The sequence below is a fragment of the Achromobacter sp. HNDS-1 genome (assembly GCF_040084795.1).
Taxonomy (GTDB): Bacteria; Pseudomonadota; Gammaproteobacteria; order Burkholderiales; family Burkholderiaceae_B; genus Achromobacter; species Achromobacter ruhlandii.
Genome location: NZ_CP157584.1, coordinates 4,203,439 through 4,228,174 on the forward strand (window position 1 = coordinate 4,203,439; position 24,736 = coordinate 4,228,174).

Below are 24,736 nucleotides of genomic sequence, written 5' to 3' on the forward strand. Positions count from 1 at the left end.
TCTCGCACTCGCCGGCATATAGGATGGGATAACCCGGCGCTTGCGATAGCCGCATCGCATTCAAATCGAAGCCGGATCGTCCGAATGCATTGACGGCGCGCCGCAAAAGAAAATGGCCATGCGCAGGCATGGCCATTCTCGTATCCGGCGACGCCTCAGCTGACGTCGCCCAACCGCGCCAGCGGCGGGTTGGCGGTGAAGTAGCGCTGGATGCCCGTCAGCATGGCCTGCGCCAGTTTTTCCTGGTGCGCGGTGGTCTTGAGCAGCGCCTCTTCCTGCGGGTTGCTGATGAAGGCGGTCTCGACCAGCACCGACGGGATGTCGGGCGCCTTCAGCACGGCGAAGCCGGCCTGCTCGACGCTGTTCTTGTGCAACCGGTTGATCTTCTTGATCTCGTCCAGGAAGGCGTTGCCGACCTTGAGCGAGTCGTTGATCTGCGCGGTGGTGGACAGGTCCAGCAGCACCTTGGCCACCTGGCGGTCGTGGCTGCCGAGGTTGACGCCGCCGATCAGGTCGGCCGCGTTTTCCTTGTCGGCCATCCAGCGCGCCTGGGCGCTGCTGGCGCCGCGCTGCGACAGCGCGAATACCGAGGAACCGTTGGCCGAGGGCTTGATCCAGGCGTCGGCGTGGATCGACACGAACAGGTCGGCGTGCACCCGGCGCGCCTTCTGCACACGCACATGCAGCGGCACGAAGAAGTCATCGTCGCGCGTCAGGTAGGCGCGCATGTAGGGCTGGGCGTCGATCAGCGCCTTCAGGCGCCGCGCGATGCGCAGCACCACGTCTTTTTCACGCAGGCCGCTGCCGCCGATGGCGCCGGGGTCTTCGCCGCCGTGGCCGGGATCCAGCGCGATGGTCAGCATGCGTTGCTTGCCACGGCCGGCGGAGGCGGGCGGCGACTTCGGCACCGGCAGCGGCGCGGCCGGCTGCTGGCCGCGCACGCGCGGCGGCTCAGGCGGGTCGGCGCGGGTGGCCGGGTTGCGCTGGATGTCTTCGAGGATGCGCGCCAGCGGATCGTCGGCGTCGGGGCCGGTCTTGTTGAGGATGGCGACCAGCGGATCCTGCGCGACCTTGGGATACAGGTCCAGCACCAAACGGTACTGGTAGTCGGCCACCGGCTTGAGCGTGAACACCTGCGGCGCCACGGCCTGCTTCAGGTCGAACACCAGCCGCACCACGTTGGGCCGGTTCTGCGCCACGCGCAGGCTCTGGATGTAGGGATCGTCGGGGCGGACCTTGGACACCAGGTCGTTGAGTGCGGCGCTGAGGGTCAGTCCCTCGATATCGACCACCAGGCGGTGGGGATTTTCCAGGGTGAACTGTTCAGCCTTGAGCTCGCTGTCCAGCTCCAGCGTGACGCGGGTGTATTCGTCCGCCGGCCAGGTGCGCACGGCCAGGATGGTGGCGGCCTGCGCCAGCCGCGGCACCACCGGCAGGACGAGCAGGGTGGCAGCGACGCTGATCAGGCGACGTCGGGTGGCGCCTGCCGCGGGGAGGGCGCCGTGTCGGGCGGGGGGACAATCGCGTTCAACCATGTTTGTCCTCGAGCGGTGTGCGCGGTCAGCGTGACATCGCGTCCTTGGCCGGCGTACGACAGGGAAATCTGCAGGTCGGGAGGGGGCAAAAGGCCCTCGGCCCGTTCCGGCCATTCAATCAAAACGACCGCATCCTCACGCAGCAAATCCCGGAATCCGGCGTCCAGCCATTCGCGCGAATCACTAAATCTATAAAAATCAAGGTGATAGAAGTATAAGTTAGAAACTTTATAGGATTCAAGCAGCGCGTAGCTGGGACTCTTGATTCGGCCTGTGATGCCGCATTCCCGCAACAATGCCCTGGAGAAGGCCGTTTTTCCTGCCCCCAGGTCTCCCTGAAGATGGATACATGCGCCTGCCAGGCCGGTTTCGCGGCCGGAGACAAGCGGGGCGAGCTGTCGCGCCAGCGCCTCGGTGGCGGCTTCGTCGGGCAGGTGCAGGGTCAGGCTGCGAAGGGGAGCGGACATGGCGCGGGTCGCGGGGCGAGTGGTAAAAGGTCAGGATGGGAACACGGTTCGAACGCAATTATAGGAATTCGGGTTTCTGCTAATCTTATAAGTGATTGCTATTCTCAAATACGTCCGGCCAGGCGGGTTCCGCCGGCCGAGACGGACGCCGCCACGGAGCAGTAAGCGCCATGAAGACCCGCATCGAAAAAGACACTTTTGGCCCCATCGAAGTCCCCGAGGATCACCTCTGGGGCGCGCAGACGCAGCGTTCGCTGCATTTTTTCGCGATCTCCACCGAAAAGATGCCCGAGCCGCTGGTGATCGCGATGGCGCGCCTGAAGCGCGCGGCCGCCAAGGTCAACGCCGACCTGGGCGAACTCGATCCCAAGATCGCCGACGGCATCATCCGCGCCGCCGATGAAGTCATCGCGGGCAAGTGGCCCAACGAATTCCCGCTGTCCGTGTGGCAGACCGGCTCGGGCACGCAAAGCAACATGAATATGAACGAGGTGCTGGCCAACCGCGCCTCGGAACTGCTGGGTGGCGTGCGCGGCGAAGAACGCAAGGTGCACCCCAACGACCACGTCAACCGCGGCCAGTCGTCCAACGATACCTTCCCCACCGCCATGCACGTGGCCGCCGCCGTCCAGGTCGAGCACCATCTGCTGCCGGCGCTGAAGACCCTGCGCGCCACCTTCGCCACCAAGAGCGCCGAGTTCTACGACATCGTCAAGATCGGCCGCACCCACCTGCAGGACGCCACCCCGCTGACGCTGGGCCAGGAATTGTCCGGCTACGTCGCCCAGCTCGACCTGGCCGAACAGCAGATCCGCGCCACGCTGCCGGGCCTGCATCAGTTGGCCATCGGCGGCACCGCCGTCGGCACCGGCCTGAACGCACACCCGCAGTTTTCCGCCAAGGTCTCGGCCGAACTGGCCCACGCCACCGAAACCGCCTTCGTCTCCGCGCCCAACAAGTTCCAGGCCCTGGCCTCGCACGAAGCCCTGCTGTTCGCCCACGGCGCCCTCAAGTCGCTCGCCGCCGGCCTCATGAAGATCGCCAACGACGTGCGCTGGCTGTCCAGCGGTCCGCGTTCCGGCCTGGGCGAAATCAGCATCCCCGAAAATGAACCGGGCAGCTCCATCATGCCGGGCAAGGTCAACCCGACCCAGTGCGAAGCCATCACCATGCTGGCCGCCCAGGTCCTGGGCAACGACGTCGCCATCAACATCGGCGGCGCCAGCGGCAACTTCGAGCTGAACGTCTACAAGCCCCTGGTGATCCACAACTTCCTGCAGTCCGTGCGCCTCCTGACCGACGGCATGGCCAGCTTCGACAAGCACTGCGCCGCCGGCATCCAACCCAACCGCGAACGCATCGCCGAACTGGTCGACCGCTCGCTGATGCTGGTCACCGCCCTGAACCCCCACATCGGCTACGACAAGGCCGCCCAGATCGCCAAGAAGGCGCACAAGGAAGGCCTGTCGCTGAAGGAATCGGCCCTGGCCCTGGGCTACGTCACCGAAGCCCAATTCGCAGAATGGGTCGTGCCCGGCAGCATGACCAACGCTGGCAAGTAGTCCCGCCGCAAAAAAACGCCGCCCCGAGTGAACTGCCCCCCGAGAGTTGGACATGGATTCAACCTTCGGGGGCAGTTCAGAGGGGCGGCTTTTATTTTCGCGCCGCGCTTGATGGCGCGGCCGCACCACGCGGCTGACCGCCCCCCTCTTCGCCCAGAGGATGTGGTCCCCCCCGTCGTTCCAATCTCTCATCACGCCGTACTGCGCGCGCCGCCATAGCGCGCCGTCCGCGCAAACGCGCAGCGCACACCGCCCCGACGCCCACAACCATGTATGCCAGGTCCAGCCGCACGCGCGGCCGGACCTGGCGGGCAACGCAAATCCCCTCCCTGTCCCTCGGCCCAGCAGCGCGACATTTCTCACCCCCCGTAGCCCCTCGCGGCGGCGTTGGGCCGAGTGAGCAACCTCGATGCGCCCGAGGGAATCCGAAGGAGTCGCCGAAGGCGAAGACGAGGATGACAACGGGGCAGTCCGGAGCGAACGCTCCGGACCGCAATCGTGGGCGCTCACTCGGCCCAACGCCGCCACGAGGGGCGACCTACGAAGAAAGCAACCGCCGCAAAAACCCCCAAGCCACGCAACCAAGGAAGCCCCTAAGCGCTCCCCGCCAACAACACCCAAGCAGGAATCGTCAAAGCAGAAAATAACGTCCCCAGGGAAATGAGCACAGCCACCATCCTCCCATCTCCCCCCATCCGCATCGCCAGCACATAAGCCGCCGAAGCCGTCGGCAACGCCGCAAACAGCAACAGCATGCGCGCCTCCAGCGGCGCCAGCCCCAGCAACCTGGCCACGCCCAGCGCCACCAGCGGCAACGCCACCAGCTTCACTGCCAGCATCCACGCGATCAGTCCGCCATAGCCCTTGCCGCCTTCCCACGCCAGGCTGGCGCCCACGCACAGGATCCCCAGCGCGATCGCCGCCGCGCCCAGGCGCGCCAGCACCGTGTCCACCGGCCCCGGCAGATGCAGCCCCGCGAGATTGCACGCCAGGCCCGCCAGGGTCGACACCACCAGCGGATTGCGCGCCAGCTCGCGCAGCAGGTTGCCGCCGTTGTGGCGCGCCAGCCCGTACACCGCCGCGATGTTCGCCATCGGCACCGCGAAGCCGATGATCAGCGCCATCACTGTCTGCCCCTGCGTGCCGCCCAGGCTGGCGGATAGGGCCAGTCCGATATACGTGTTGAATCGATAGCCACACTGCGCCGACGAGGCCAGCCCCAGCGACGTCGGCTTGAGCACCAGCCCCGCCAGCCACGACAGCGCCACGCCCGAGACGATCACCGCCGCCGTGGCCTGCAACAGTATTGCGGCGTTGCCGGCGCTGATCGGCGTGCGCAGGATGGATTGGAACAGCAGGGCGGGGAACAGTACGAAGTACACCAGGCGCTCGGTGCCCGCGAAGAATTCACGTGAGAAATTGAGTTTGTGGCGCAGCGCCCAACCCAGCGCGACCAGCATGAAATCAGGGAAAACCAGCAGTGCGACCGACATGGGGATTGTGTTTTTTCGAGAGCGCCCGCCGGGGATCGGCACGCTATGCGACTGTAAGCATTTGCTGCTATTCTCCGTCATTCTGGCGGGCGCGTGTGCCACAAGCAACTCAATAAACAGCACGGCTTCCGGCCCTGCATACAAGCGATGCCCCGCCAACGCTAACTGCTGTCCCGTCCACAGACGGGGGCGCCACAAGACGGTCCGTTCACACTCGGGCTCGCACATTTGGAGGAAACACACCAATGATGAAAATTCGCTCCCTGGCTGTCGCCATCGCACTGGCCACCGGCACGATCGGCGCTTCGGCTGCGCATGCCGCCGACAAGTACCCCGACAAGCCGATCCGCGTCATCGTTCCGTTCGCGCCCGGCGGCTCCACCGACATCATCGCGCGCCTCGTGACGCAGCGCATGAGCCAGGAACTCGGCCAGCCCATGGTGGTCGAGAACAAGGGCGGCGCCGGTGGCGCCATCGGCGCGGCCGAAGCCGCGCGCGCGGCGCCGGATGGCTATACGCTGTCGATCGCCACCGTCTCCACCATGGCCGTCAATCCGGCGTGCCGTCCCAACGACCTGCCGTACGATCCGATCAAGGACTTCCAGCCGGTCACCAACTTCGCCAACACCGCCAACGTGGTCGCGGTGAATCCGAAGTTCCCGGCCAAGGACTTCAAGGGCTTCGTCGAAGAACTGAAGAAGAACCCGGGCAAGTATTCGTACGGCAGTTCGGGCACTTGCGGCGTGCTGCACCTGATGGGCGAATCGTTCAAGATGGCCACCGGCACCGACATCGTGCACGTGCCCTACAAGGGTTCGGGCCCGGCCGTGGCCGACGCCGTTGGCGGCCAGATCGAAATCATCTTCGACAACCTGCCGTCCTCCATGCCGCAGATCCAGGCGGGCAAGCTGAACGCCATGGCGATCGCCTGGCCGGAAGACATCGCCTCGCTCAAGGGCGTGCCGAACTTCAAGCAGGCCGGCTTCCCGGTGCTGAACCAGCCGGTCTGGTACGGCCTGCTGGCGCCCAAGGGCACGCCGATGGAAGTCGTGAACAAGCTGCGCGACGCCGCCGTGGTGGCCCTGAAGGACCCCAAGGTCATCAAGGCGCTGGACGATCAGGGCTCGGCCCCGTCGGGCAACACGCCGGAAGAGTTCGCCAAGGAAATCAAGGAACAGTACGACTGGGCGAAGGACGTCGTGAAGAAGCAGAACATCAAGCTGGATTGATGGCCTGAGGGCGCAGGCGCTTCGGCCCGCCGCCCGCCACCAGCCTGAAAAGGAGGCGCCCCGCGGGGCGCCTCTTGCTTTGTGGCGCGCGGGACCCCGCGGTCAGCGTTCCAGCGCTGCCTGGCTTGCTTCGCAGGCCGCGCGCAATCGATCGATCAGGTCGCGATGCACCGCCGTCAGCGGATCCTGGCTGCGCGTCAGCACGCTGATTGGCACGCCCAGCGTGGGCGACAGGCGCCGCAGGCGCATGTCGGGTCGCAGCATGGCCTGGGCGGTGATGGCGTCGACGATGGCGTCACCCGCGCCGGCCTGCGCCAGCGCGCAGGCGACGTAGTGGGTCTGCACCCGGATCGCGGCGTGCGGGTCCACGCCCTGCGCGTCCAGCGCCATTTGGAGCAGGGCGCCGGCGGCGTCGCTGGCGTCCAGCAGGATCAGGCTGTCGCCGGCGATGTCGGCCAGCGCCAGCGGGCCGCCGTCGGGGCCGCGACCCAGGTGGACCAGTTCGGTCTGGCCCAGTTCGGTGCGCGTCAGGCCCGGCGTCTCGCCGGTGTCGAAGGTCACCGCCAGGTCCAGCTCGCGTGTCAGCATGCCGCGCACCAGCTCGCTGCTGTGATAGGTGTGGATGTCGAAGGTCAGGCCGGGTTGCGCATCGCGGCTGTCGCGCACCACGCCGGGCAGCAGGCCCAGGCCCAGCGCCGGGGCGCAGCCCAGCCGCAGGTGCGCATGGGGCCGGTCGCGCAGGCTGGCGGCCAGCCGGCGCACGCTGTCCAGGTCCTGGTTCAGGCGCGCCACTTCGGGCGTCAGGATGTCGGCCTCGCGCGTGGCCACCAGGCGGCCCTTGACCCGCTCGAACAGCTTGAAGCCCAGTTGCGACTCGGCGCTGGCCAGCAGTTTGCTGGCCGCGGGCTGAGTGATGTGCAGCGCCGCCGCGGCCTGGGTCAGGGAACCGGTGCGGCGGATCGCTTCGAAGATCTCGATGTGGCGCAGGCGCATGGAGCAAAGGAGGGTATCGGCGCAATCCCGCATTCTACGGCGCGGCGGCGCGCGTGCGACAGCGGCGCGGGTCTTGTCTATCATGGACATCCGAGCCGGGCGTCCGGCGTCATCCTGGAGCTTGTCCCATGCGCGTGCGCCGTTCCTCCGCCGCCCTCCTGCTCGCCGTCATGCTGGCCGCGACGCCGTCCGCCTGGGCGCGTTCGCCGGCGGCCACGGAGGACCGGAATCCCGAGGCCGCCACGGGCAGCCAGGCCCGCGAATTGGCGCGCGCCGCGCATTTCATGGTGGTCGCCGCCAACCCCCTGGCGACCGCCGCCGGCAACGAAATGCTCAAGCGCGGCGGCAGCGTGGTGGATGCCGCCATCGCCACGCAGTTGGTGCTGAACCTGGTCGAGCCGCAATCCTCCGGCATCGGCGGCGGCGCCTTCATGGTGGTGTATTCGGCCAAGGACCGCGCCATCGTCACCTACGACAGCCGCGAGACCGCGCCGGCTGCGGCGCGGCCCGATCGCTTCCTGGATTCCGAGGGCAAGCCGCTGCCGTTCGCGCAGGCGGTCAACAACGGCATGGCCGTGGGCGTGCCGGGCCTGCTGCGCGGCCTGGAGATGGCGCACAAGCGCCAGGGCAAGCTGCCGTGGGCCGACCTGTTCCAGCCCGCCATCCGGCTGGCCGAGCAGGGCTTCGCGGTGTCGCCGCGCCTGCACAAGCTGCTGGCGGGCAACAAGGAATTGCCGCGCCAGCCGGCCGCCGCGGCCTATTTCTATGCGCCGGACGGCAGCGCCTGGCCGGTCGGCCACGTGCTGAAGAATCCCGCCTTCGCGGCCACGCTGCGGGCCGTGGCGCAGGGCGGCGCGGACGCCTTCTACCAGGGCGATATCGCCCGCGACATCGTGGCCGCGGTGCATGCGCATCCCAAGCCGGGCGATCTGACGCTGGCCGACCTGGCGGGCTATCAGGCGCGGCAGCGCGAGCCGGTCTGCGGCGCCTATCGCGGCTACGAGCTGTGCGGCATGGGGCCGCCCAGCAGCGGCCCGATCGCGGTGCTGCAGATGCTGGGCGAACTGGAGCAATATCCGATCGGCGATTTCGCGCCCGGCAGCGTCGAGGCGGTGCACTACTTCGCCGAGGCCGGCCGGCTGGCCTTCGCCGACCGCGATTTCTACGTGGCCGACCCGGATTTCGTCCGCGTGCCGGTGCGTGCGATGCTGGATCCGACGTACCTGCGCGCCCGCGGGGCGCTGATCCGGCCCGACCGCAGCATGAAGGTGGCGCTGCCCGGCGACCCCGAAGGCAAGCTGCTGTCGCTGGGCCGGGACAACGCCCTGGAGCAACCCTCCACCAGTCATCTGGTGGCGGTGGACGCGGACGGCAATGCGTTGTCGATGACCACCACCATCGAGAACGAATTCGGCAGCAAGATCTTCGTGCGCGGCTTCCTGCTGAACAACGAGATGACGGATTTTTCGTCGTCGTTCAAGGATCCCGAAGGGCGGCTGGTGGCCAACCGCGTCGAACCCGGCAAGCGCCCGCGCAGCGCCATGGCGCCGATGATCGTGCTGCGCGACGGCAAGCCCTACCTGCTGGTGGGATCGCCGGGCGGCAGCGCCATCATCAACTACGTCGCCAAGACCATCGTGGCGGTGCTGGACTGGAAACTCGACATCCAGGCGGCGGCGGCCCTGCCGAACCTGGGCAGCCGCAACAAGGAGACCGAGCTGGAGAAGGGCACCGCGCTGGAAGCGCTGGCGCCGGCCCTCGAACGCATGGGGCATCCGGTGAAGATCACCGAGTTCCCCAGCGGTATCCACGGCATCGTGATCGATGCCGATGGCCTGCAGGGCGGGGTCGACCCGCGCCGCGAGGGCCTGGCCCAAGGCGGTTGAAGCTTTTCATTGCGGGCCTGCCGCCCGGCTTCCGAAACGCTGGCCGCCCGGCCCCGCGAGCGGCGGGGCCGGGCGCAACGGTTCATTCCAGCGCCGACGGATCCAGCCGCATCTTTTCCTCGCGGCTGCGCGCCAGGTAGGTCACGCCCCACATCGCCACGCCCAGCAACAGCAGCCAGCCCGCTACCTGGTACTGGATCAGGTCGCGCCCGGTCAGCGGCGTGACCAGGAACAGGCAGGCGGCCGCGCCCAGCCACGGCACGATGCGGTTGATGCGGAAATGCTCGTGCTTGACCTGGTCACGGCGCAGCACCAGCACCGCCACGTTGACGAAGGCGAACACGCCCAATAGCAGCAGCGCCGTGGTGCCGCCCAGGGCGCGGATGGCCTCGGAATCGGCCAGCGCCACCAGGATGATCAGGCCGAAGGCCAGCGCGGTGGTGAACAGGATGGCCGTCCATGGGGTCTGGTTGCGGCGATGCACGTGCGCCAGGAAGGCCGGCAGCACGCCCTGGCGCGACATGCCGTACAGCAGGCGGCTGGCCATCATCATGTTGATCAGGGCCGAGTTGGCCACGGCGAACATCGAGATCACCGGCATGATGTATTCCACCGGCAGGCCAGGCGCGGCGCGCTTGACCACCAGCACCAGCGGCGTGCTGCTGCTGGCCAGTTCGCCCACCGGCACCAGCGCCACCGCGCAGATCGACACCAGCACGTAGATCACCGCCGTCAGGCCCAATCCGGTCAGCATGACCTTGGGGAAGATGCGGCTGGGGTTGTGCGTTTCCTCGGCCATGTTGACGGAGTCCTCGAAGCCGACCATGGCGAAGAACGCCAGCGCCGTGGCCGAGGTGACGGCCAGGAACACGCTCTTGTCTTCCGGTGTGTCGAAAGCGATGACGCGCGAGAAATCGGCCTGGCCTTCCGACATGGCGTAGAAGCCCAGCAGAATGACCATCAGCAGGCCCGACAGTTCGATCAGCGTCAGGACCACATTGGCGCGCACGCTTTCGGACGCGCCGCGCAGGTTCACCAGCATCACCAGCGCCATGAAGCCCAGCGCGCCCATGGTGATCCAGGTCTTGCTGGCCTCGATGCCGAAGGCCGCGAACAGGTTGGCCGCGAAAGCCTGCGACGCCGTCGCGGCCGAGGTCAGGCCCGAGCACATCACGGTGAAGCAGACGATGAAGGTCAGGAAATGCACGCCGAACGCCTTGTGCACGTAAAGCGCGGCGCCCGCGGCTTTCGGGTACTTGGTGACCAGTTCCAGGTACGACAGCGCGGTCAGCAGCGCCACGCCGAAGGCCACCAGGAACGGCAGCCAGGCCGCGCCGCCGACTTCCTTGGCGACCTGTCCGGTCAGGGCGTAGACGCCCGTGCCCAGGATGTCGCCGACGATGAAAAGCAGCAGCAGCTTGGGGCCCATCACCCGCTTGAGCGGGGCGTTCTGTTGCGGCTCGCCGCTGGAGGCGTTCGTGGCCATAGTCTTTCTCCTTGTTCTCGTTCGATGGGGGAGTCGCGCCAGGGCAACGTCGAGGGAGCGGGCATGCTGCGCGGATGTCGCCGCGCGTCGCTCCCCCGGAGCCCGCCGGGAGGGGCGGGCCGGTGTAATGGGGAAAAGTCTAAATCGGCCGCGCGCGCGGCAGTGCAACAGTCATGCAACGAATTGTCTGTGCATGCAAGACATGCAAGCGCGTGTAGGGAAAGGCGGCAATCCCGGGTGCGATGGCCGCTTGGGCGGGCATGAAAATGCCCGCGCGAGGCGGGCGGGAAGGCGCTCGGAGCGGGGGCGCTGTCCTGGCCGCTATGGCTGGGACGGCGCCAGGTCGGGCGGCAGGCGGCGCAGCGTGGCGGGCGTGCGCGACAGCTTGATCGGCGAACCGACGCCGCGGTAGTCGCCCTGTTCCAGCACCATGCCGCGATGCTTCGTGTGCGGATGGGCCAGCGCCTGGTCCACGGTCTGCACCGCCGCGGCTGGCACGCCGGCGCGCAGCAGGCGGTCCGCCAGCGCCGCGGCATCGTGCTGCGCGAGCAGCGCGGACAGGTCGTCGCGCAGGGCCTGGCGGTGCGCCAGCCGGTCGGCGTTGGCGGCATAGCGCGGGTCCGTCGCCAGCGCCGGCGCCTCCAGCACCTGCGCCAGCTGCGCGAACTGACGGTTGTTGCCGACCGCCAGGAAGATCGGGCCGCTGGCCGTGGGCAGGGTTTCGTAGGGCGCGATGTTCGGATGCGCGTTGCCGCTGCGGCCCGGCGTCTTGCCGCTGTAGAAGTAATTGGGCGCGTGCGGATGCAGCAGCGACAGCGCGCAGTCGTACAGCGTGATGTCGAGGAACTGGCCCAGGCCGCTGCGCACGCGTTCGTTCAGCGCCAGCAGGATCGCCACTGCCGCGTTCAGGCCCGTCACCATGTCCACCACCGGCAGGCCGACGCGGGTGGCGTCGCCATCGGCCTCGCCGTTCACGCTCATCAGTCCGCACATGGCCTGCGCGCAGGCGTCGTAGCCCGGCAGGCCGCCCAGCGGGCCGTCGGCGCCGAAGCCGCTGACGCGGCAGTGGATCAGTTTCGGGAAGCGTTCTTTCAAGGTGTCGTAGCCCAGCCCCCACTTCTCCAGCGTGCCCGGCTTGAAGTTCTCGACCAGCACGTCGGCGTCGGCCAGCAGGTGGCGCAGCAGTTCCTGCCCGGCCGCCTGCGACAGGTCCAGCGTCATGCCGCGCTTGTTGCGGTTGACGCCGACGAAGTACGACGCCGTATCCCCCAGGAACGGCGGGCCCCAGCCGCGCGTCTCGTCGCCGCCGGGCGGCTCGATCTTGAGCACATCGGCGCCGTGGTCGGCCAGGATCTGGGTGCAATAAGGACCGCCCAGCACGCGCGACAGGTCGATCACTTTGCAGCCGGCGAGGGCGCCGGCATCGGGAAGCTTGGGAGCCATGGAGCCTCTGCGGTCAGTCGATGGAAACGTTGGCGCTCTTGATGAGCGTGCGCCACTTGGGTACTTCGGTCGTGATGAAGCGGGACAGTCCCTGCGGCGTCTGGTCCTGGGCGCGCACGATGCCCTGGCTGCGCAGGGTCTGTTCGATCGCGGGGTCCGACAGCGCGGCCTGGAATGCCTGGTTCAGTTTGGCCACGGTCTCGGGCGGGGTGGCCTTGGGCGCGACGATGCCGAAGAACACGCTGACGTCATAGCCCGACAGGCCCTGTTCGGACAGCGTCGGCAGGTCGGGAAGCGCGTCCGAGCGTTGCGCGCTGGCCAGGCCGATGGCGCGCAGCTTGCCGGCCTTGATGTATGGCAGCGCGGTCAGGATGTCGGTGAACGACATCGACACCTGGCCGCCCAGCAGGTCGTTGAGCGCCGGCCCCGTGCCCTTGTAGGGAATGTGCATGATGCGGGTGCCGGCCATCTGGTTGAACAGGATGCCGGCCAGGTGCGAGGACGCGCCGTTGCCGGACGAGGCATAGCTGAGCTTGTCCGGGTTCTTTTTGGCGTAGGCGATCAGTTCCTGCGCGTTGTTGGCGGGCACCGACGGGTTCACCACCAGGATGTTGGGCAGGTGGCCGATGCGGATGATGGGCGCGAAGCTGGTCTCGGGGTTGTATCCCTGGTTCTTGTACAGGCTGACGTTGATGGCCAGCGGTCCCGAGGTGCCGAACAGGATGGTGTAGCCGTCCGGCTTGGCGGCGGCCACGTATTCGGAACCGATGTTGCCGCCGGCGCCGGCGCGGTTCTCGACGATGACGGTCTGGCCCAGCGGCTGCTTGAGCTTTTCGGCCAGGCGGCGCGCCAGCGCGTCGGTCGGGCCGCCGGGCGGGAACGGCACCACCAGCGTGACGGGGCGCGACGGATAGGCGTCGGCCGCCAGCGCGGGAGGGACGGCGGCGATGGCGGCGGCCGCCAGCAGCAGGGGGGTGAACAGGCGTTTCATGGTTGTCTCCAGTGGGGGCGCGCCGGCTGTGCCGCCGGCGTCGGGGGCGCCAGGCTACAGCGCGTGTTGCAGGATGCCGCGGCAGGCGGCGCTTTCGTCGGCGGGAATGGCGTAGGGATCGCGCGGCGCCAGGCGGTGCTGCAGCACCTGGTCGGCCAGCAGCGCGCGGCTGGCCAGGCCGTCGCCGGCGGCCTCCCAGCGCAGCGCCGCCATCGACACCGCGTGGTACAGCAGCGAGGCGGCCTGGCGCGCCAGTTCGGCGTGGTCGCCCTGCGCGGCATGTTCGGCCAGCGCATAGGTCCGCTCCAGCGCATCGGCCTGGGTGGCGGCGAGCGGGGGCGGGCAGGGCAGGCCGTCGGCCAGCAACTGGTCGATATGGCGGCGCAGCGCGGGCAGCGAGCTTTCCTTCTTGATGGCTCGCAGCACGTCCAGCGCCACGATGTTGCTGGTGCCTTCCCAGATCGAGCCCAGGTGCGCGTCGCGCACCAGGCGCGGCTCGGTCCATTCCTCGATGTAGCCGCAGCCGCCGCGCACTTCCATGGCGTCGCCGGTGACCTTGCGCGCATCGCGGCAGGCGCGGAACTTGATCAGCGGCGTCAGGATGCGCGCCAGCGCCGGGTCGCCCTGGCCCTGGTCGGCGTCCGCCAGGGCGCGGGCGGTCTGGAACATGACGCTGCGGGCCTGTTCGGCCCATACCGTCATCTTCACCAGCTGGCGCTGCATCAGCGGCATGTCGATCAGGCGTTTGCCGAACGCGCGGCGGTGCTGCGAGACGTACGTGGCCTCGGTGACGGCGCGGCGCATCAGGCCGGCCGCGCGCATGCCGTTGGACAGGCGCGAGTTGTTGATCATGTCGGCCATGTGCTTGAAGCCCTTGCCGCGCTCGCCCACCAGCCACGCCACCGCGCCTTCCAGCCGGATTTCGCCGCTGGCCATGGAGCGGGTGCCGAGCTTGTCCTTCAGGCGCAGGATGCGGTAGTGGTTGTGCGTGCCGTCGGCCAGGTCGCGCGGCAGCAGGAACAGCGACACGCCCTTCAGGCCGGGCTCGCTTTCGCTGCGCGCCAGCACCATGGCGAAGCCGGCATCGGGATTGGAGCAGAACCACTTGTCGCCGTGGATGCGCCAGCTGCCGTCGTCCTGGCGCGTGGCCGTGACCTCGGTGGCGCTGACGTCCGAGCCGGCGCCCTGTTCGGTCATGAACATGGCGCCCTGGCGCAGGGCGTCGAAGTCCTGGCTGGTGACCTGCGGCAGCACCCGCTCGACCAGCGCCGGGTCGCCGAACTTGCGCAGCGTGCGCGCCAGCGAGTCGGTCATGCTGACCGGGCAGCACAGGCCGAACTCGGCCTGCACGAACAGATGGCTGAGCGCGTACTTGGCGGCGGCCGGCATCGGCTCGGGCCAACCCAGCACGCCGCCGCGATGCGACAGCGCCGCCAGGCCGAATTCGCTGTAGGCCAGGCGCTCCAGCTCGATATAGGCCGGATGCTTGTCGATGCGCGACTCGTCGGCGCCGGCGCGGCTGCGCACCGACAGGGTGGGGGGATGCTTGTCGGCGGTGGCCGCCAGCTCGTCCATCAGGCCGCCGGCCAGTCCGCCCAGGCGGTCCAGGTGCGGCAGCAGGTGCGCGTGCAGCGCGGCCGGCAGGTAGCGTCGGGCCAGCGGCGCGGCGTACGGATCGGCGCGGAACAGGTTCAGGCCGCGCGCGTCCGGGACGGGCGTGGCGGCGTGGGCGGGGGCGACGGGGGGCTGGGCGGGGGTATCCATGGCGGCATCCTGCGCAAAAGGGGAGTTTCCGGCATGGTGCGATGATGGATTAATCTATACAAATACCGTTTTGGTGTAGACCTATCCAATAAAAATATGGATCTCGGGCGCCGCCGGCAGGCGCGCCCCGGGAGGAGACCGATGGACCTGGATCCGCGCTTGCTGCGCTATTTCATCGCCGTGGCCGAAGAGCGCCATTTCAGCCGCGCCGCCGCGCGCCTGCACATTTCCCAGCCGCCCTTGAGCTACGCCATCCGCCAGCTCGAGGACAACGTCGGCGCGCGCCTGCTGGCGCGCACCAGCCGCCACGTCGAACTGACCGCCGCCGGCCAGGTGCTGTACCGCGAGGCCCTGACGCTGCTGCGCCAGGCCGAGGACGTGCGCATGCTGGTGCAGCGGGTCGACGCCGGCCTGCGCGGCCGGCTGCGCATCGGCTTCGTGGGCTCGATGCTGTACCGCGGCCTGCCGGCGCTGCTGGCGTCGATGCGGGCCGAACTGCCGGACGTGGAACACGTGCTGACCGAATTGAATTCGCACGACCAGATCGAGGCGGTGCGGCGCGGCGAGCAGGACCTGGGCTTCATCCACGCCAACCCGGTGCCGGCCGGCGTGGCGGCGCGCGACCTGCTGGCCGAACCCTTCGTGGTGTGCCTGCCGCAAAGCCATGCGCTGGCCGGGCGGCGTTCGCTGGCGTTGGCGGACCTGGCCGGCGACGATTTCGTGTTCTTCGCCCGCGCCGCTTCGCCCAGCTATTACGAGACCGTGCTGTCGCTGTGCGTGGCGGCGGGCTTCATGCCCGTGGTCCGGCACGAGGTGCGCCACTGGCTCAGCGTGGCCTCGCTGGTGTCGCAGGGGCTGGGCGTGTCGATCGTGCCGTCGTGCCTGTCGCGCAGCGGCCTGGCGGGCACCCGGTTCATCGCGTTCGAGCACGAGGCGCGCTCGGTCAGCCAGGTGATCTGGCCGGACGAGGATCGTTCGCCGCTGCAGGAAAAGGCGCTGGCGCTGGTCGAGCGCCAGTTTCCCGCGGCCGAGGCGGGTCAAGCAAAACGCCGGCACGGGGGCCGGCGTTCATGAGGCGGGCGGGGCCCCGCCAAGGAATGCGGGCGCCGGTGCCGTGCTAGCGGAACACCACGGTCTTGTTGCGGTTCAGCAGGATGCGGTGCTCGACGTGGCTGCGCACGGCGCGCGACAGCACCAGCGACTCGATGTCGCTGCCGACCTGGGTCAGGTCCTGCGCCGTCATGGTGTGGTCGACGCGCTCGATGTCCTGGTCGATGATCGGGCCTTCGTCCAGGTCCGAGGTGACGAAGTGGGCGGTGGCGCCGATGATCTTGACGCCGCGCGCATGCGCCTGGTGGTATGGGCGGGCGCCCTTGAAGCTGGGCAGGAAGCTGTGGTGGATGTTGATGGCGCGGCCATTGAGCGCGCGGCACATGTCGGCCGACAGAATCTGCATGTAGCGCGCCAGCACCACCAGGTCGATCTCGTAGCGGTCCACCAGCGCCAGCACCTGTTGCTCCTGTTCCGCCTTGGTGTCGGGCGTGACCGGCAGGTGGTGGAACGGGATGCCGTAGGACGCCGCCAGGCTGGCGTAGTCGTTGTGGTTCGAGACGATGGCCGCCACTTCGGCATGCAACTGGCCGCTGTGCACGCGGAACAGCAGGTCGTTCAGGCAGTGGCCCTGCTTGCTGACCATGATCAGCAGGCGTTCCTTGCGGCGCGCGTCATGCAGCTGCAAATCCATGTCGTACTCGGCCGCCATCTCGTCCAGCCGGGCGCGCAGCGCGTCCGGGGCCGCGCCGGCCGGCAGGTCGAAGTGCACCCGCAGGAAAAAGCGGCCGGTTTCCTCGTCACCGAACTGCTGCGAATCGAGGATGTTGCAACCCGATTCGAACAACAGGCCGCTGACGCGGAAGACGATGCCGGTGCGGTCGGGGCAGGACAGGGTCAGGATGTAGTCGTTGTGCTGCATGATTCAGTGGGAAGAATGAGAAGAAGCGTCGTCCGCCAGCCGCGCCAGGGTTTCCTCGGCCAGCGCCAGGCTGGAGGTCAGCCCGGGCGATTCTATGCCAAACAGGTTCACCAGGCCGGGCACGCCATGGGCGGCCGGGCCGGCGATGACGAAATCGGCGGCCGGCTCGTGCGGTCCGGAGATCTTGGGGCGGATGCCGGTATAGCCCGGCGCCAGGGCGTCGTCCGGCAGGGCCGGCCAGTAGCTGCGCACGGCGGCGTAGAAGACCTCGGCGCGGGCCGGGTCGATGGTGTAGTCCTCGGTGCCGACCCATTCGGTGTCGGGGCCGAACTTGGCCTGGCCGCCCATGTCGAGCGTCAGGTGCACGCCCAGGCCGGCGTGTTGCGGCACGGGGTAGATCAGGCGCGAGAACGGCGCGCGGCCGGACAGCGTGAAATAGCTGCCCTTGCACAGGTAATCGGTGGGGATGCTGGCGGCCGGCACGCCCTCGATGCGGCGCGCCAGCGCCGGCGCCTGCAGGCCGGCCGAATTGATCAGCACGTTGCAGCTCAGGCTCATGGCGTCATCGCCGCCGAACTGCAGATCGAAGCCGCCTTCGGGACGCACCCGGCCGGACACCAGCGGGGTGTGGAACACGCACTGGGCGCCGGCGTTCTCGGCATCGCCCTGGTAGGCCAGCATCAGCGCGTGGCTGTCGACGATGCCGGTGGACGGCGACACCAGCGCCGCCGTGCAGCGCAGCGCCGGTTCCAGCCGCATGGCGTCTTCGCCGGAAATGAACTGCAGATCGTCCACGCCGTTGGCGCGGGCGCGCTGCGCGATGCCTTCGAGCTGGGCGGCCTGCTCGGCGCTGGTGGCCACGATCAGCTTGCCCAGCCGCTTGTGCGGAATGCCGCGCTCGGCGCAATAGGCATACAGCAGATGCTTGCCGCGCACGCACAGGCGGGCCTTGAGGCTGCCCGCCGGGTAATAGATGCCGGCGTGGATGACTTCGGAATTGCGCGAGCTGGTGCCGGTGCCGATCGCCTCGGTGGCCTCGGCCACCAGCACCTCGCGGCCCGACTGGGCCAGGGCGCGGGCGATGGCCAGGCCGACCACGCCCGCGCCGATGACGACGCAATCGATGTCGGCGCTCATGGCTTTCCGCCTTCCGCGCGGGCGCCGGCGGGCGTCAGGTCGAAACCGCCCGCGTGGAAGACCAGCGGCGGTTCGCCGCTATGGCCGCAACGTTCGACTTCTCCCACCATGATGACGTGATCTCCCTCGACATAGCGGCTGCGGTTGTGGCATTCGAACCAGGCGGCGCAATGGCCGTCCAGCATCGGCGTGCCGCCCGGCGCGTGGTGCACGGTCAAGCCGGCATAACGGTCCGGCGTCTTGCCGGTGGCGAAGCGCCGCGCCAGCGCGATCTGGTCGGCGCTCAATACATTGACCACGTAGCGCTGGCACTGCTCGAAGGCGGCCAGCGACGAGGAGTTGCGCGACAGGCTCCACAGCACCAGCGGCGGGTTCAGGGACACCGAATTGAACGAGCTGACCGTCAGGCCGATGGGGGCGCCATCGAGGTCGGCGGTGGTCACGACCGTGACGCCGGTGGCGTAGCGGCCGAGCGCGGTGCGGAAGAAGGCAGCGTCGAAATCAGGGGAGGAGGCAGGCATGCAATTGAGAAATGGGGCGGGCGCCGGGGACGGCGCCCGGCGGCGTCAGGGCGACAGGCGCTCGATCTTCCAGCCCTGGCCGTCGGCGACGTAGCGCAGGCGGTCGTGCAGGCGCGAGGGCCGGCCTTGCCAGAATTCCATCGAGGTGGGCTTGAGGCGGTAGCCGCCCCAGTGCGGCGGGCGCGGCGGCTGGTCGCCGTAGCGGGCGCGGAATTCCTGCTCGCGGGCTTCGAGTTCGGCGCGGGTGATGGGCTGGCTCTGGCGCGAGGCCCAGGCGCCGATGCGCGAACCGGCCGGGCGGCTGTGGTAGTAGGCGTCCGATTCCTCGGCCGGCACTTTTTCCACCACGCCCTCGATGCGCACCTGGCGCTCGAGCGGCTGCCAGAAGAACAGCAGGCAGGCGCGCGGCTCGGCCAGCAGGTCGGCGCCCTTGCGCGACTCGTAGTTGGTGAAGAACGTGAAGCCGTGTTCGTCGAAACCCTTGATCAGGACGATGCGGGCGCTGGGCTGGCCGGCGGCGTCGACGGTGGCCAGGGTCATGGCGTTGGGCTCGGGCACCTTGGCGGCCAGGGCCTCGTCGAACCAGCGGGTGAACTGCTCGAACGGGGACGCGGCGGCCTCGCTTTCCAGCAGCACGTTCTTTTCGTAGCTTTGACGCAGATCGGAGACAGACATGGGACGTTTGATTCAGCGTTGATAACAAGCAGTTTATACCGCCGAAGAAACGCTCCCCTCATTGACCCCGCGCAGGGCCCGGGCAAGTTTTTGCGCCGCGAGGGCCTCCGGCGCCTTTCGGCCGGCCCTGGCGGCCCCGCGCCCGGCTCGCTTCAGGCGCCCTCGGGCAGGGTGTGGCTGTCCTGTTCCAGGCGCCGGGCGATGGCGTCCAGGCGGGCATCGTGGATGCCGGCGGCGCGCAGGGCCTGGGCGGTCTGCACCACGTAGTCGGTGCAGGGACCGTAGCGGCCGGCGGCCCGCCGCACGATGGCCAGCAGTTCGGCTTCGGGCAGCGCGCGGATGTAGGCCGGGTTGTCGCGGTTCATGATGAAGACCAGGGCGCGGACCGGGCCGGCCTCGGTGCTGCAATTGATCCAGCGGGGCAGGTAGGCGCCGGTGGACATTTCCCGGTCCCACAGGGCGGGGAAATAGGTCGGCACCTGCCGGCCGGCCAGGCGGTAGACCACGCCGCGGCAGGAGCCGCCGCGATCCAGGCCGAACACCAGCCCGGGGCATTCCGGCGTGCCGCGGTTGACCCGCGACCACAGGCACAGCGCGCGGTGGTGGCCGCGCAGGGTGGCCAGGCGGCGCTCTTCGAAATCGAAGTCGGGGCGCCAGATCAGTGATCCGTACCCATATACCCAGACGTCCTCGCCGTCGCGCCAATGGCGCAAGGCATCCTGCAACGATGCCTGCCGTTCTTCAGGGGTCCAGAGGCGGAAAGGCAGGCTGGCGCCGGCCACGGGAGGAGGGGACTGCATGTTCACGACTACGGTTTCCGGTCAGGCTCGAGCGGGGGGTTGCGATTGGCCCAGCCCCCAGCCATCAGGGCCACGGAATAGGCCCAGAACAGGGGAGCGACGCCAATGACCGCACCCAGCGCGCCGAAGGTCAGCGGCAGGGATACCTGGGAACCGTTGATCAGCGCCATCCGCAGCCCCACGGCCTCAGCGGCGCGGCCCGGCGGCGAATGCTGGTGCAGTAGTGAAAGCATACTCGGTTGGCAGCATCCCAGCGCAAGCCCCAGGATGAAGGACAGCACGATCAGGACGCCAACGTCGGTGAACAGCGGGTAAAGCATGAAGTCGATGGCGGCGGTGGCCATCGCCACCCGCACCAGCGTCCAGGAACGCACCCGGCGCTGGATCAGGGGCAGAACCAGGCGGATGATGAACGTTGCCGCCGCGAAGGACGCAAGAATGACGCCGATGGTGGTGGCGGACAGGCCGATGGCGACGCCGAAGATGGGCACCACGAACAGATGGGTGTCCCAGGCCCCGGACAGGATGGTGTTGACCATCAGGATGCGGCGCAGCGCGGGCACCGCCAGCAGCTCGGTCACGCGGCGGCGCTGCGCTTCCTTGGCGCCGGCCAGTTGCGAATCCACCGCCTTCAATTGGTGCCGCAGCGCGTACAGGCCGGCGGCCGACAGCAGCGGGCCCAGCGTCAGCAGGCCGAAGGCCAGCCGGGTGCCGAGATGGTCGATCGCCAGTCCGGCGATCAGCGGACCCGAGAAACCCGAACCGGCCAGCGCCAGCGACATCAGCGAGAAATTGCGCAGGCGCTGGGTTGGCTCGGCATGGCCCAGCAGGTCCTGCGTGGCCACTTGGTGCAGCATGAAGCCGATGCCGATGCAACAGGACGCCACCAGCAGCGCGAACTGGGTCTGCGACAGGAACGGCAACGCCGTGCCGACCGCCACCAGCGTGGTGCCGATGACCAGCGGCCGGACGATGCCGACCCGGTCCACCCAGCGGCCGGCGCGCACCGAGAACAGCATGGGCAGCACCGCGAACACGGCCACCAGTGTGCCGACCTTGAAGGTCGACAGGCCCATCTGCAGCGCCGTCAGGGACACGGTGATGCGTCCTCCGGTCAGCGCCACGTGGTTCAGCATGGCCAGCACGCACAACAGCGCCGCCCCGGAAAATTCCGGGGCGGCGCTGTTTGAAGAGGGGGAGGGGGGCGGATTGGACACGGATACGGCTTAACTGCATTCATTCTGTCCCTATCGTCGCCCTATGTCGAGGCGTGGTTTTTTTGCGCCGCCGCATTCCGCGATCGCCAGTGGCGACAAGATAGGCGCCATCTATGGCCCATCTGGGATAGGGATGCGGCAAGATGGCACCATGTTGGCGGCACGGTTCCGTAGAATGGAAACGCTAATGCGCCGCAACAGATGTATCGTTCGTGCAACGGAACAATTTTGCCCGCCCAGGACCCAATGCCGGGGCCTTTACCGTTTTTCACCCTTTCGCCACAGATTGGCCATGCTTTGACGCGGCCCCCCGTTTAGGATGAGCGGGCAGTATGGGTACGCACAGCCGGCCCGATCCGTATCGAGTTATTCGAGTGGTGGACGATGCCTCCGCCGCCTCCTCCGAACTGGTTCAATGAAAAAGCCTCGTAGCAAAGTCCAGCGTTACGTTCTGATCGCCGTCGTTCTCCTGATCATCGCCTTTGGCGTCCGCGCCGCCTTTTTCTCGTCGCCGCCGCCGCCCACTTTCGCCGTGGCCGAGGTCGTCCGCGGTAATCTCGAAGACAGTGTGCTGGCCAGCGGCACGATGGATGCCATCGAGCGTGTCAGCGTCGGCGCGCAAGCCACCGGCCAGTTGAAGTCGCTCAAGGTGGCGCTGGGCGATCGGGTGACCCGAGGCCAGTTGGTCGCCGAGATCGACGACCTGACCCAGCAGAATGAACTGCGCAATACACAGGCCGCGCTGCAGACGCGCCGCGCCGAGCGCGCCGCCAAGGTCGCCACCCTGAAGCAGGCCGAGCTGGCTTTCCGCCGCCAGCGCCAGATGCTGGCGGCCGACGCCAGTTCGCGCGAGGCGTATGAATCGGCCGAGGCCACGCTGAGCGTGACGCGGGCGGAGATCGCCGCGCTCGACGCCCAGATCGTCCAGGCCGAGATCGAGGTCGACAAGGCCAAGGTCAACCTGGGCTACACCCGCATCGTGTCGCCCATCGACGGCGTGGTGGTGGCGGTGGTCACCAAGGAAGGCCAGACCGTCAACGCGATCCAGAGCGCGCCCACCATCATCAAGGTGGCCCAGGTGGCCACCATGACCATCAAGGCGCAGATCTCGGAAGCCGACGTGACCCGCGTCAAGCCGGGCCTGCCGGTCTATTTCACCATCCTGGGCGAGCCGGACCAGCGTTACCACGCCACGCTGCGCGCGGTGGAGCCGGCGCCGGATTCGATCCAGAAGGACGATGCCACCGCATCGCTGACCTCTTCCAGCTCCACCTCCACCAGTGCGGCGGTCTACTACAACGGGCTGTTCGACGTGCCCAACCCCGACGAGAAGCTGCGCATTTCCATGACCGCGCAGGTTTCCATCGTGCTGGGCGAGGCCCGCGACGCCGTGGTGGTGCCGGCCTCGGCCCTGGGCAAGCGCGGCCAGGACGGCCGCTATGAGGTCCGCGTGGTCGGCAAGAACAACCAGACCGAGACCCGCCAGGTCAGGATCGGCATGAATAACAACGTGCAGGCGCAGGTGCTGGAAGGCCTGGAGGTGGGCGAGCGCGTGGTGTCGGCCGACGCCGCGCCGGTGGCCGCCGCGGCGGGACGCTGACATGGCCGAACCGTTGATTTCGCTGTCCGGCGTCCGGCGCGAATTCCCCGCGGGCGAGCAGACCATCGCCGTCCTCAAGGACATCAACCTGACCATCGAGGCCGGGGAGATGGTGGCCATCGTCGGCGCGTCGGGCTCGGGCAAGTCGACCCTGATGAATATCCTGGGCTGCCTGGACCGCGCCACCAGCGGCGACTACCGTGTCAGCGGCCGCAGCACGGGCGAACTGGATCCGGACGAACTGGCCGAATTGCGCCGCGAGCATTTCGGCTTCATCTTCCAGCGCTATCACCTGCTGTCCGACCTGACGGCGCAGGGCAACGTCGAGGTGCCGGCCGTCTACGCCGGCAAGCGCCGCGAGGCCCGGCTGGAACGCGCCGCCGACCTGCTGGAGCGCCTGGGGCTGGGCGAACGCACCGGCCACCGCCCGGGCCAGTTGTCCGGCGGTCAGCAGCAGCGCGTGAGCATCGCCCGCGCGCTGATGAATGGCGGCGACATCATCCTGGCCGACGAGCCCACCGGCGCGCTGGACACGCACACCGGCCAGGAAGTGCTGCGCATCCTGGAGGAACTGAACGCCGCCGGCCACACCATCATCCTGGTCACCCACGACATGAACGTGGCGCGGCACGCGCAGCGCATCATCGAGATCAGCGACGGCGAGATCGTCTCGGACCGGCGCAACCCCGACGCGCCGCGCATCGAGGTCAAGCGCGAGGAGGCGGCGCCGCTGCCACCGCGGCCGGCCTGGCAGGCCTACCTGGACCGCTGCGGCGAAGCGCTGCGCATGGCGCTGCTGGCCATGAACGCGCACCGCCTGCGCACCTCGCTGACCATGCTGGGCATCATCATCGGCATCGCCGCGGTGGTGTCGGTGGTGGCGCTGGGCGAGGGTTCGCGCCAGAAGATCCTGGACGACATCAGCGAGATCGGCACCAATACCGTCGAAGTGTTTCCCGGCAAGGACTTCGGCGACGAAAAGGCCCTGACCATCCGCACCCTGGTGCCGGCCGATGCCGAGGCCCTGTCACGCGAGTCCTACGTGGACAGCGTCACGCCCGAGGTCTCCACCAGCAACACGCTGCGCTATCGCAACGTGGCGGTGAATGGCTCGATCCAGGGCGTGGGCGAGCAGTATTTCCGGGTGCGCGCCGTCAAGCTGGCGCAGGGCAAGTTCTTCGACGCCACCAGCGTGGCCCGGCGCGCCCAGGAAGTGGTGATCGACGAGAGCACCCGCAAGACCCTGTTCGGCTCGCACACCGACCCGATCGGCCAGATCGTGTTCCTGGGGGCGATGCCGGCGCGGGTGATCGGCGTCACCAAGAAGAACGACACCGTGTTCGGCAACAACGAGACCCTGAACGTGTGGATTCCCTACACCACGGCGCTGTCGCGCGTGCTGGGGCAGCAGCATCTCAAAAGCATCACCGTGCGCGTCAACGACGCCGCGCCGCCGGCGGCGGCCGAGCAGGCCATCACCAAGGTGCTGCTGCGGCGCCACGTGGTGAAGGATTTCTTCGTGTTCAACACCGACGCGATCCGCAAGACTATCGAGCGCACCACGGCCACCATGACGCTGCTGGTGTCGCTGATCGCGCTGATCTCGCTGATGGTCGGCGGCATCGGCGTCATGAACATCATGCTGGTGTCGGTCACCGAGCGCACCCGCGAGATCGGCGTGCGCATGGCGGTGGGCGCGCGTCGCAGCGACATCATGCAGCAGTTCCTGATCGAAGCCGTGCTCGTCTGCCTGATTGGCGGCGCCGTGGGCATCGCGCTGTCGCTGGGCCTGGGCGTGCTGGTCTCGAAAGCGACCGGCGGGTCCTTCCGCATGATCTATTCCACCGCGTCGATGGTGGCGGCATTCACCTGCTCGACGCTGATTGGTGTGCTGTTTGGTTATCTCCCGGCGCGCAACGCGGCGCGCCTGGATCCCGTCGAGGCCCTGGCCCGGGAATGAGAACG

20 protein-coding genes are annotated in these 24,736 nt (G+C 68.3%); 6 read left to right on the forward strand and 14 right to left on the reverse strand.

Going from position 1 to position 24,736, the window contains the following annotated elements:
* Nucleotides 1-155: 155 nt before the first annotated feature.
* A complete protein-coding gene (locus tag ABFG95_RS19485) occupies nt 156-1,535 on the reverse strand; it encodes an N-acetylmuramoyl-L-alanine amidase (RefSeq protein ID WP_049071551.1) in 1,380 nt (459 codons plus the stop codon).
* Nucleotides 1,463-2,002 (reverse strand): tRNA (adenosine(37)-N6)-threonylcarbamoyltransferase complex ATPase subunit type 1 TsaE, encoded by a 540-nt coding sequence (tsaE, locus tag ABFG95_RS19490; protein ID WP_068980980.1) that lies wholly within the window; start codon nt 2,000-2,002, stop codon nt 1,463-1,465. The genes ABFG95_RS19485 and tsaE overlap by 73 nt, the downstream gene beginning before the upstream one ends.
* A 170-nt stretch (nt 2,003-2,172) precedes the next feature.
* Here tsaE and fumC point away from each other — a divergent pair, with 170 nt between their 5' ends.
* Nucleotides 2,173-3,564, forward strand: coding sequence for a class II fumarate hydratase (gene fumC, locus ABFG95_RS19495; RefSeq protein WP_348994850.1), 1,392 nt, complete (start codon nt 2,173-2,175; stop codon nt 3,562-3,564).
* 593 nt (nt 3,565-4,157) lie between these two features.
* Here fumC and ABFG95_RS19500 read toward each other — a convergent pair.
* Entirely contained in the window at nt 4,158-5,057 is a 900-nt protein-coding gene (locus ABFG95_RS19500) for an AEC family transporter (protein ID WP_139122203.1), read from the reverse strand.
* Between the two features lie 245 nt (nt 5,058-5,302).
* Between ABFG95_RS19500 and ABFG95_RS19505 the strand changes: the two genes are divergently transcribed.
* A complete protein-coding gene (locus ABFG95_RS19505) occupies nt 5,303-6,286 on the forward strand; it encodes a tripartite tricarboxylate transporter substrate binding protein BugE (protein WP_049071555.1) in 984 nt (327 codons plus the stop codon).
* A 102-nt stretch (nt 6,287-6,388) separates the two neighbouring features.
* Here ABFG95_RS19505 and ABFG95_RS19510 read toward each other — a convergent pair whose 3' ends face one another.
* The gene (locus tag ABFG95_RS19510; RefSeq protein WP_059269372.1) at nt 6,389-7,279 is read right to left on the reverse strand and encodes a LysR substrate-binding domain-containing protein; all 891 of its coding nucleotides are present in this window, start codon (nt 7,277-7,279) and stop codon (nt 6,389-6,391) included.
* A 128-nt stretch (nt 7,280-7,407) separates the two neighbouring features.
* On the opposite strand from ABFG95_RS19510, the gene ggt reads away from it, so the two are divergent.
* Nucleotides 7,408-9,165, forward strand: a complete 1,758-nt coding sequence (gene ggt, locus ABFG95_RS19515) for a gamma-glutamyltransferase (RefSeq protein ID WP_348994851.1) — start codon at nt 7,408-7,410, stop codon at nt 9,163-9,165.
* An 82-nt stretch (nt 9,166-9,247) separates the two neighbouring features.
* Here ggt and ABFG95_RS19520 read toward each other — a convergent pair whose 3' ends face one another.
* The 4 genes from ABFG95_RS19520 to ABFG95_RS19535 all read right to left on the reverse strand — a co-directional run bounded on the left by ABFG95_RS19520 (nt 9,248) and on the right by ABFG95_RS19535 (nt 14,849).
* Entirely contained in the window at nt 9,248-10,651 is a 1,404-nt protein-coding gene (locus ABFG95_RS19520; RefSeq protein WP_348994852.1) for an APC family permease, read from the reverse strand.
* 321 nt (nt 10,652-10,972) lie between these two features.
* Complete coding sequence (locus ABFG95_RS19525; protein WP_054501825.1) at nt 10,973-12,094, reverse strand: CoA transferase; 1,122 nt, start codon at nt 12,092-12,094, stop codon at nt 10,973-10,975.
* Between the two features lie 13 nt (nt 12,095-12,107).
* Nucleotides 12,108-13,085 carry a tripartite tricarboxylate transporter substrate binding protein gene (locus ABFG95_RS19530; protein WP_278992890.1) on the reverse strand — a complete coding sequence of 326 codons (978 nt, stop codon included), beginning with the start codon at nt 13,083-13,085 and terminating at the stop codon, nt 12,108-12,110.
* Nucleotides 13,086-13,139: 54 nt separating this feature from the next.
* Nucleotides 13,140-14,849: an acyl-CoA dehydrogenase family protein gene (locus ABFG95_RS19535; RefSeq protein WP_348994853.1), complete on the reverse strand. Its 1,710-nt coding sequence runs from the start codon at nt 14,847-14,849 to the stop codon at nt 13,140-13,142.
* 141 nt (nt 14,850-14,990) lie between these two features.
* On the opposite strand from ABFG95_RS19535, the gene ABFG95_RS19540 reads away from it, so the two are divergent.
* The gene (locus ABFG95_RS19540) at nt 14,991-15,923 is read left to right on the forward strand and encodes a LysR family transcriptional regulator (protein WP_054501822.1); all 933 of its coding nucleotides are present in this window, start codon (nt 14,991-14,993) and stop codon (nt 15,921-15,923) included.
* Between the two features lie 43 nt (nt 15,924-15,966).
* On the opposite strand, the gene purU is transcribed toward ABFG95_RS19540, so the two are convergent.
* The 6 genes from purU to ABFG95_RS19570 form a co-directional block, all read right to left on the reverse strand.
* Nucleotides 15,967-16,821 (reverse strand): formyltetrahydrofolate deformylase, encoded by an 855-nt coding sequence (gene purU, locus ABFG95_RS19545; RefSeq protein WP_049071568.1) that lies wholly within the window; start codon nt 16,819-16,821, stop codon nt 15,967-15,969.
* A gap of 3 nt (nt 16,822-16,824) precedes the next feature.
* Nucleotides 16,825-17,958, reverse strand: coding sequence for an NAD(P)/FAD-dependent oxidoreductase (locus ABFG95_RS19550; protein ID WP_059269379.1), 1,134 nt, complete (start codon nt 17,956-17,958; stop codon nt 16,825-16,827).
* Nucleotides 17,955-18,479: a flavin reductase family protein gene (locus ABFG95_RS19555; RefSeq protein ID WP_054501819.1), complete on the reverse strand. Its 525-nt coding sequence runs from the start codon at nt 18,477-18,479 to the stop codon at nt 17,955-17,957. Before ABFG95_RS19555 ends, ABFG95_RS19550 begins: the two co-directional genes overlap by 4 nt.
* A gap of 45 nt (nt 18,480-18,524) precedes the next feature.
* Nucleotides 18,525-19,154 (reverse strand): pyridoxamine 5'-phosphate oxidase, encoded by a 630-nt coding sequence (gene pdxH, locus ABFG95_RS19560; RefSeq protein WP_049071573.1) that lies wholly within the window; start codon nt 19,152-19,154, stop codon nt 18,525-18,527.
* 152 nt (nt 19,155-19,306) lie between these two features.
* The gene (locus ABFG95_RS19565) at nt 19,307-19,954 is read right to left on the reverse strand and encodes a gamma-glutamylcyclotransferase (protein WP_100507365.1); all 648 of its coding nucleotides are present in this window, start codon (nt 19,952-19,954) and stop codon (nt 19,307-19,309) included.
* Nucleotides 19,955-19,962: 8 nt separating this feature from the next.
* Nucleotides 19,963-21,171: an MFS transporter gene (locus ABFG95_RS19570; protein ID WP_100502938.1), complete on the reverse strand. Its 1,209-nt coding sequence runs from the start codon at nt 21,169-21,171 to the stop codon at nt 19,963-19,965.
* A 415-nt stretch (nt 21,172-21,586) separates the two neighbouring features.
* Here ABFG95_RS19570 and ABFG95_RS19575 point away from each other — a divergent pair, with 415 nt between their 5' ends.
* Together ABFG95_RS19575 and ABFG95_RS19580 are read left to right on the forward strand one after the other, a co-directional pair.
* Nucleotides 21,587-22,771, forward strand: coding sequence for an efflux RND transporter periplasmic adaptor subunit (locus ABFG95_RS19575; protein WP_049071576.1), 1,185 nt, complete (start codon nt 21,587-21,589; stop codon nt 22,769-22,771).
* Between the two features lies 1 nt (nt 22,772).
* Nucleotides 22,773-24,731 carry a MacB family efflux pump subunit gene (locus tag ABFG95_RS19580; protein WP_278992887.1) on the forward strand — a complete coding sequence of 653 codons (1,959 nt, stop codon included), beginning with the start codon at nt 22,773-22,775 and terminating at the stop codon, nt 24,729-24,731.
* Nucleotides 24,732-24,736: the final 5 nt, after the last annotated feature.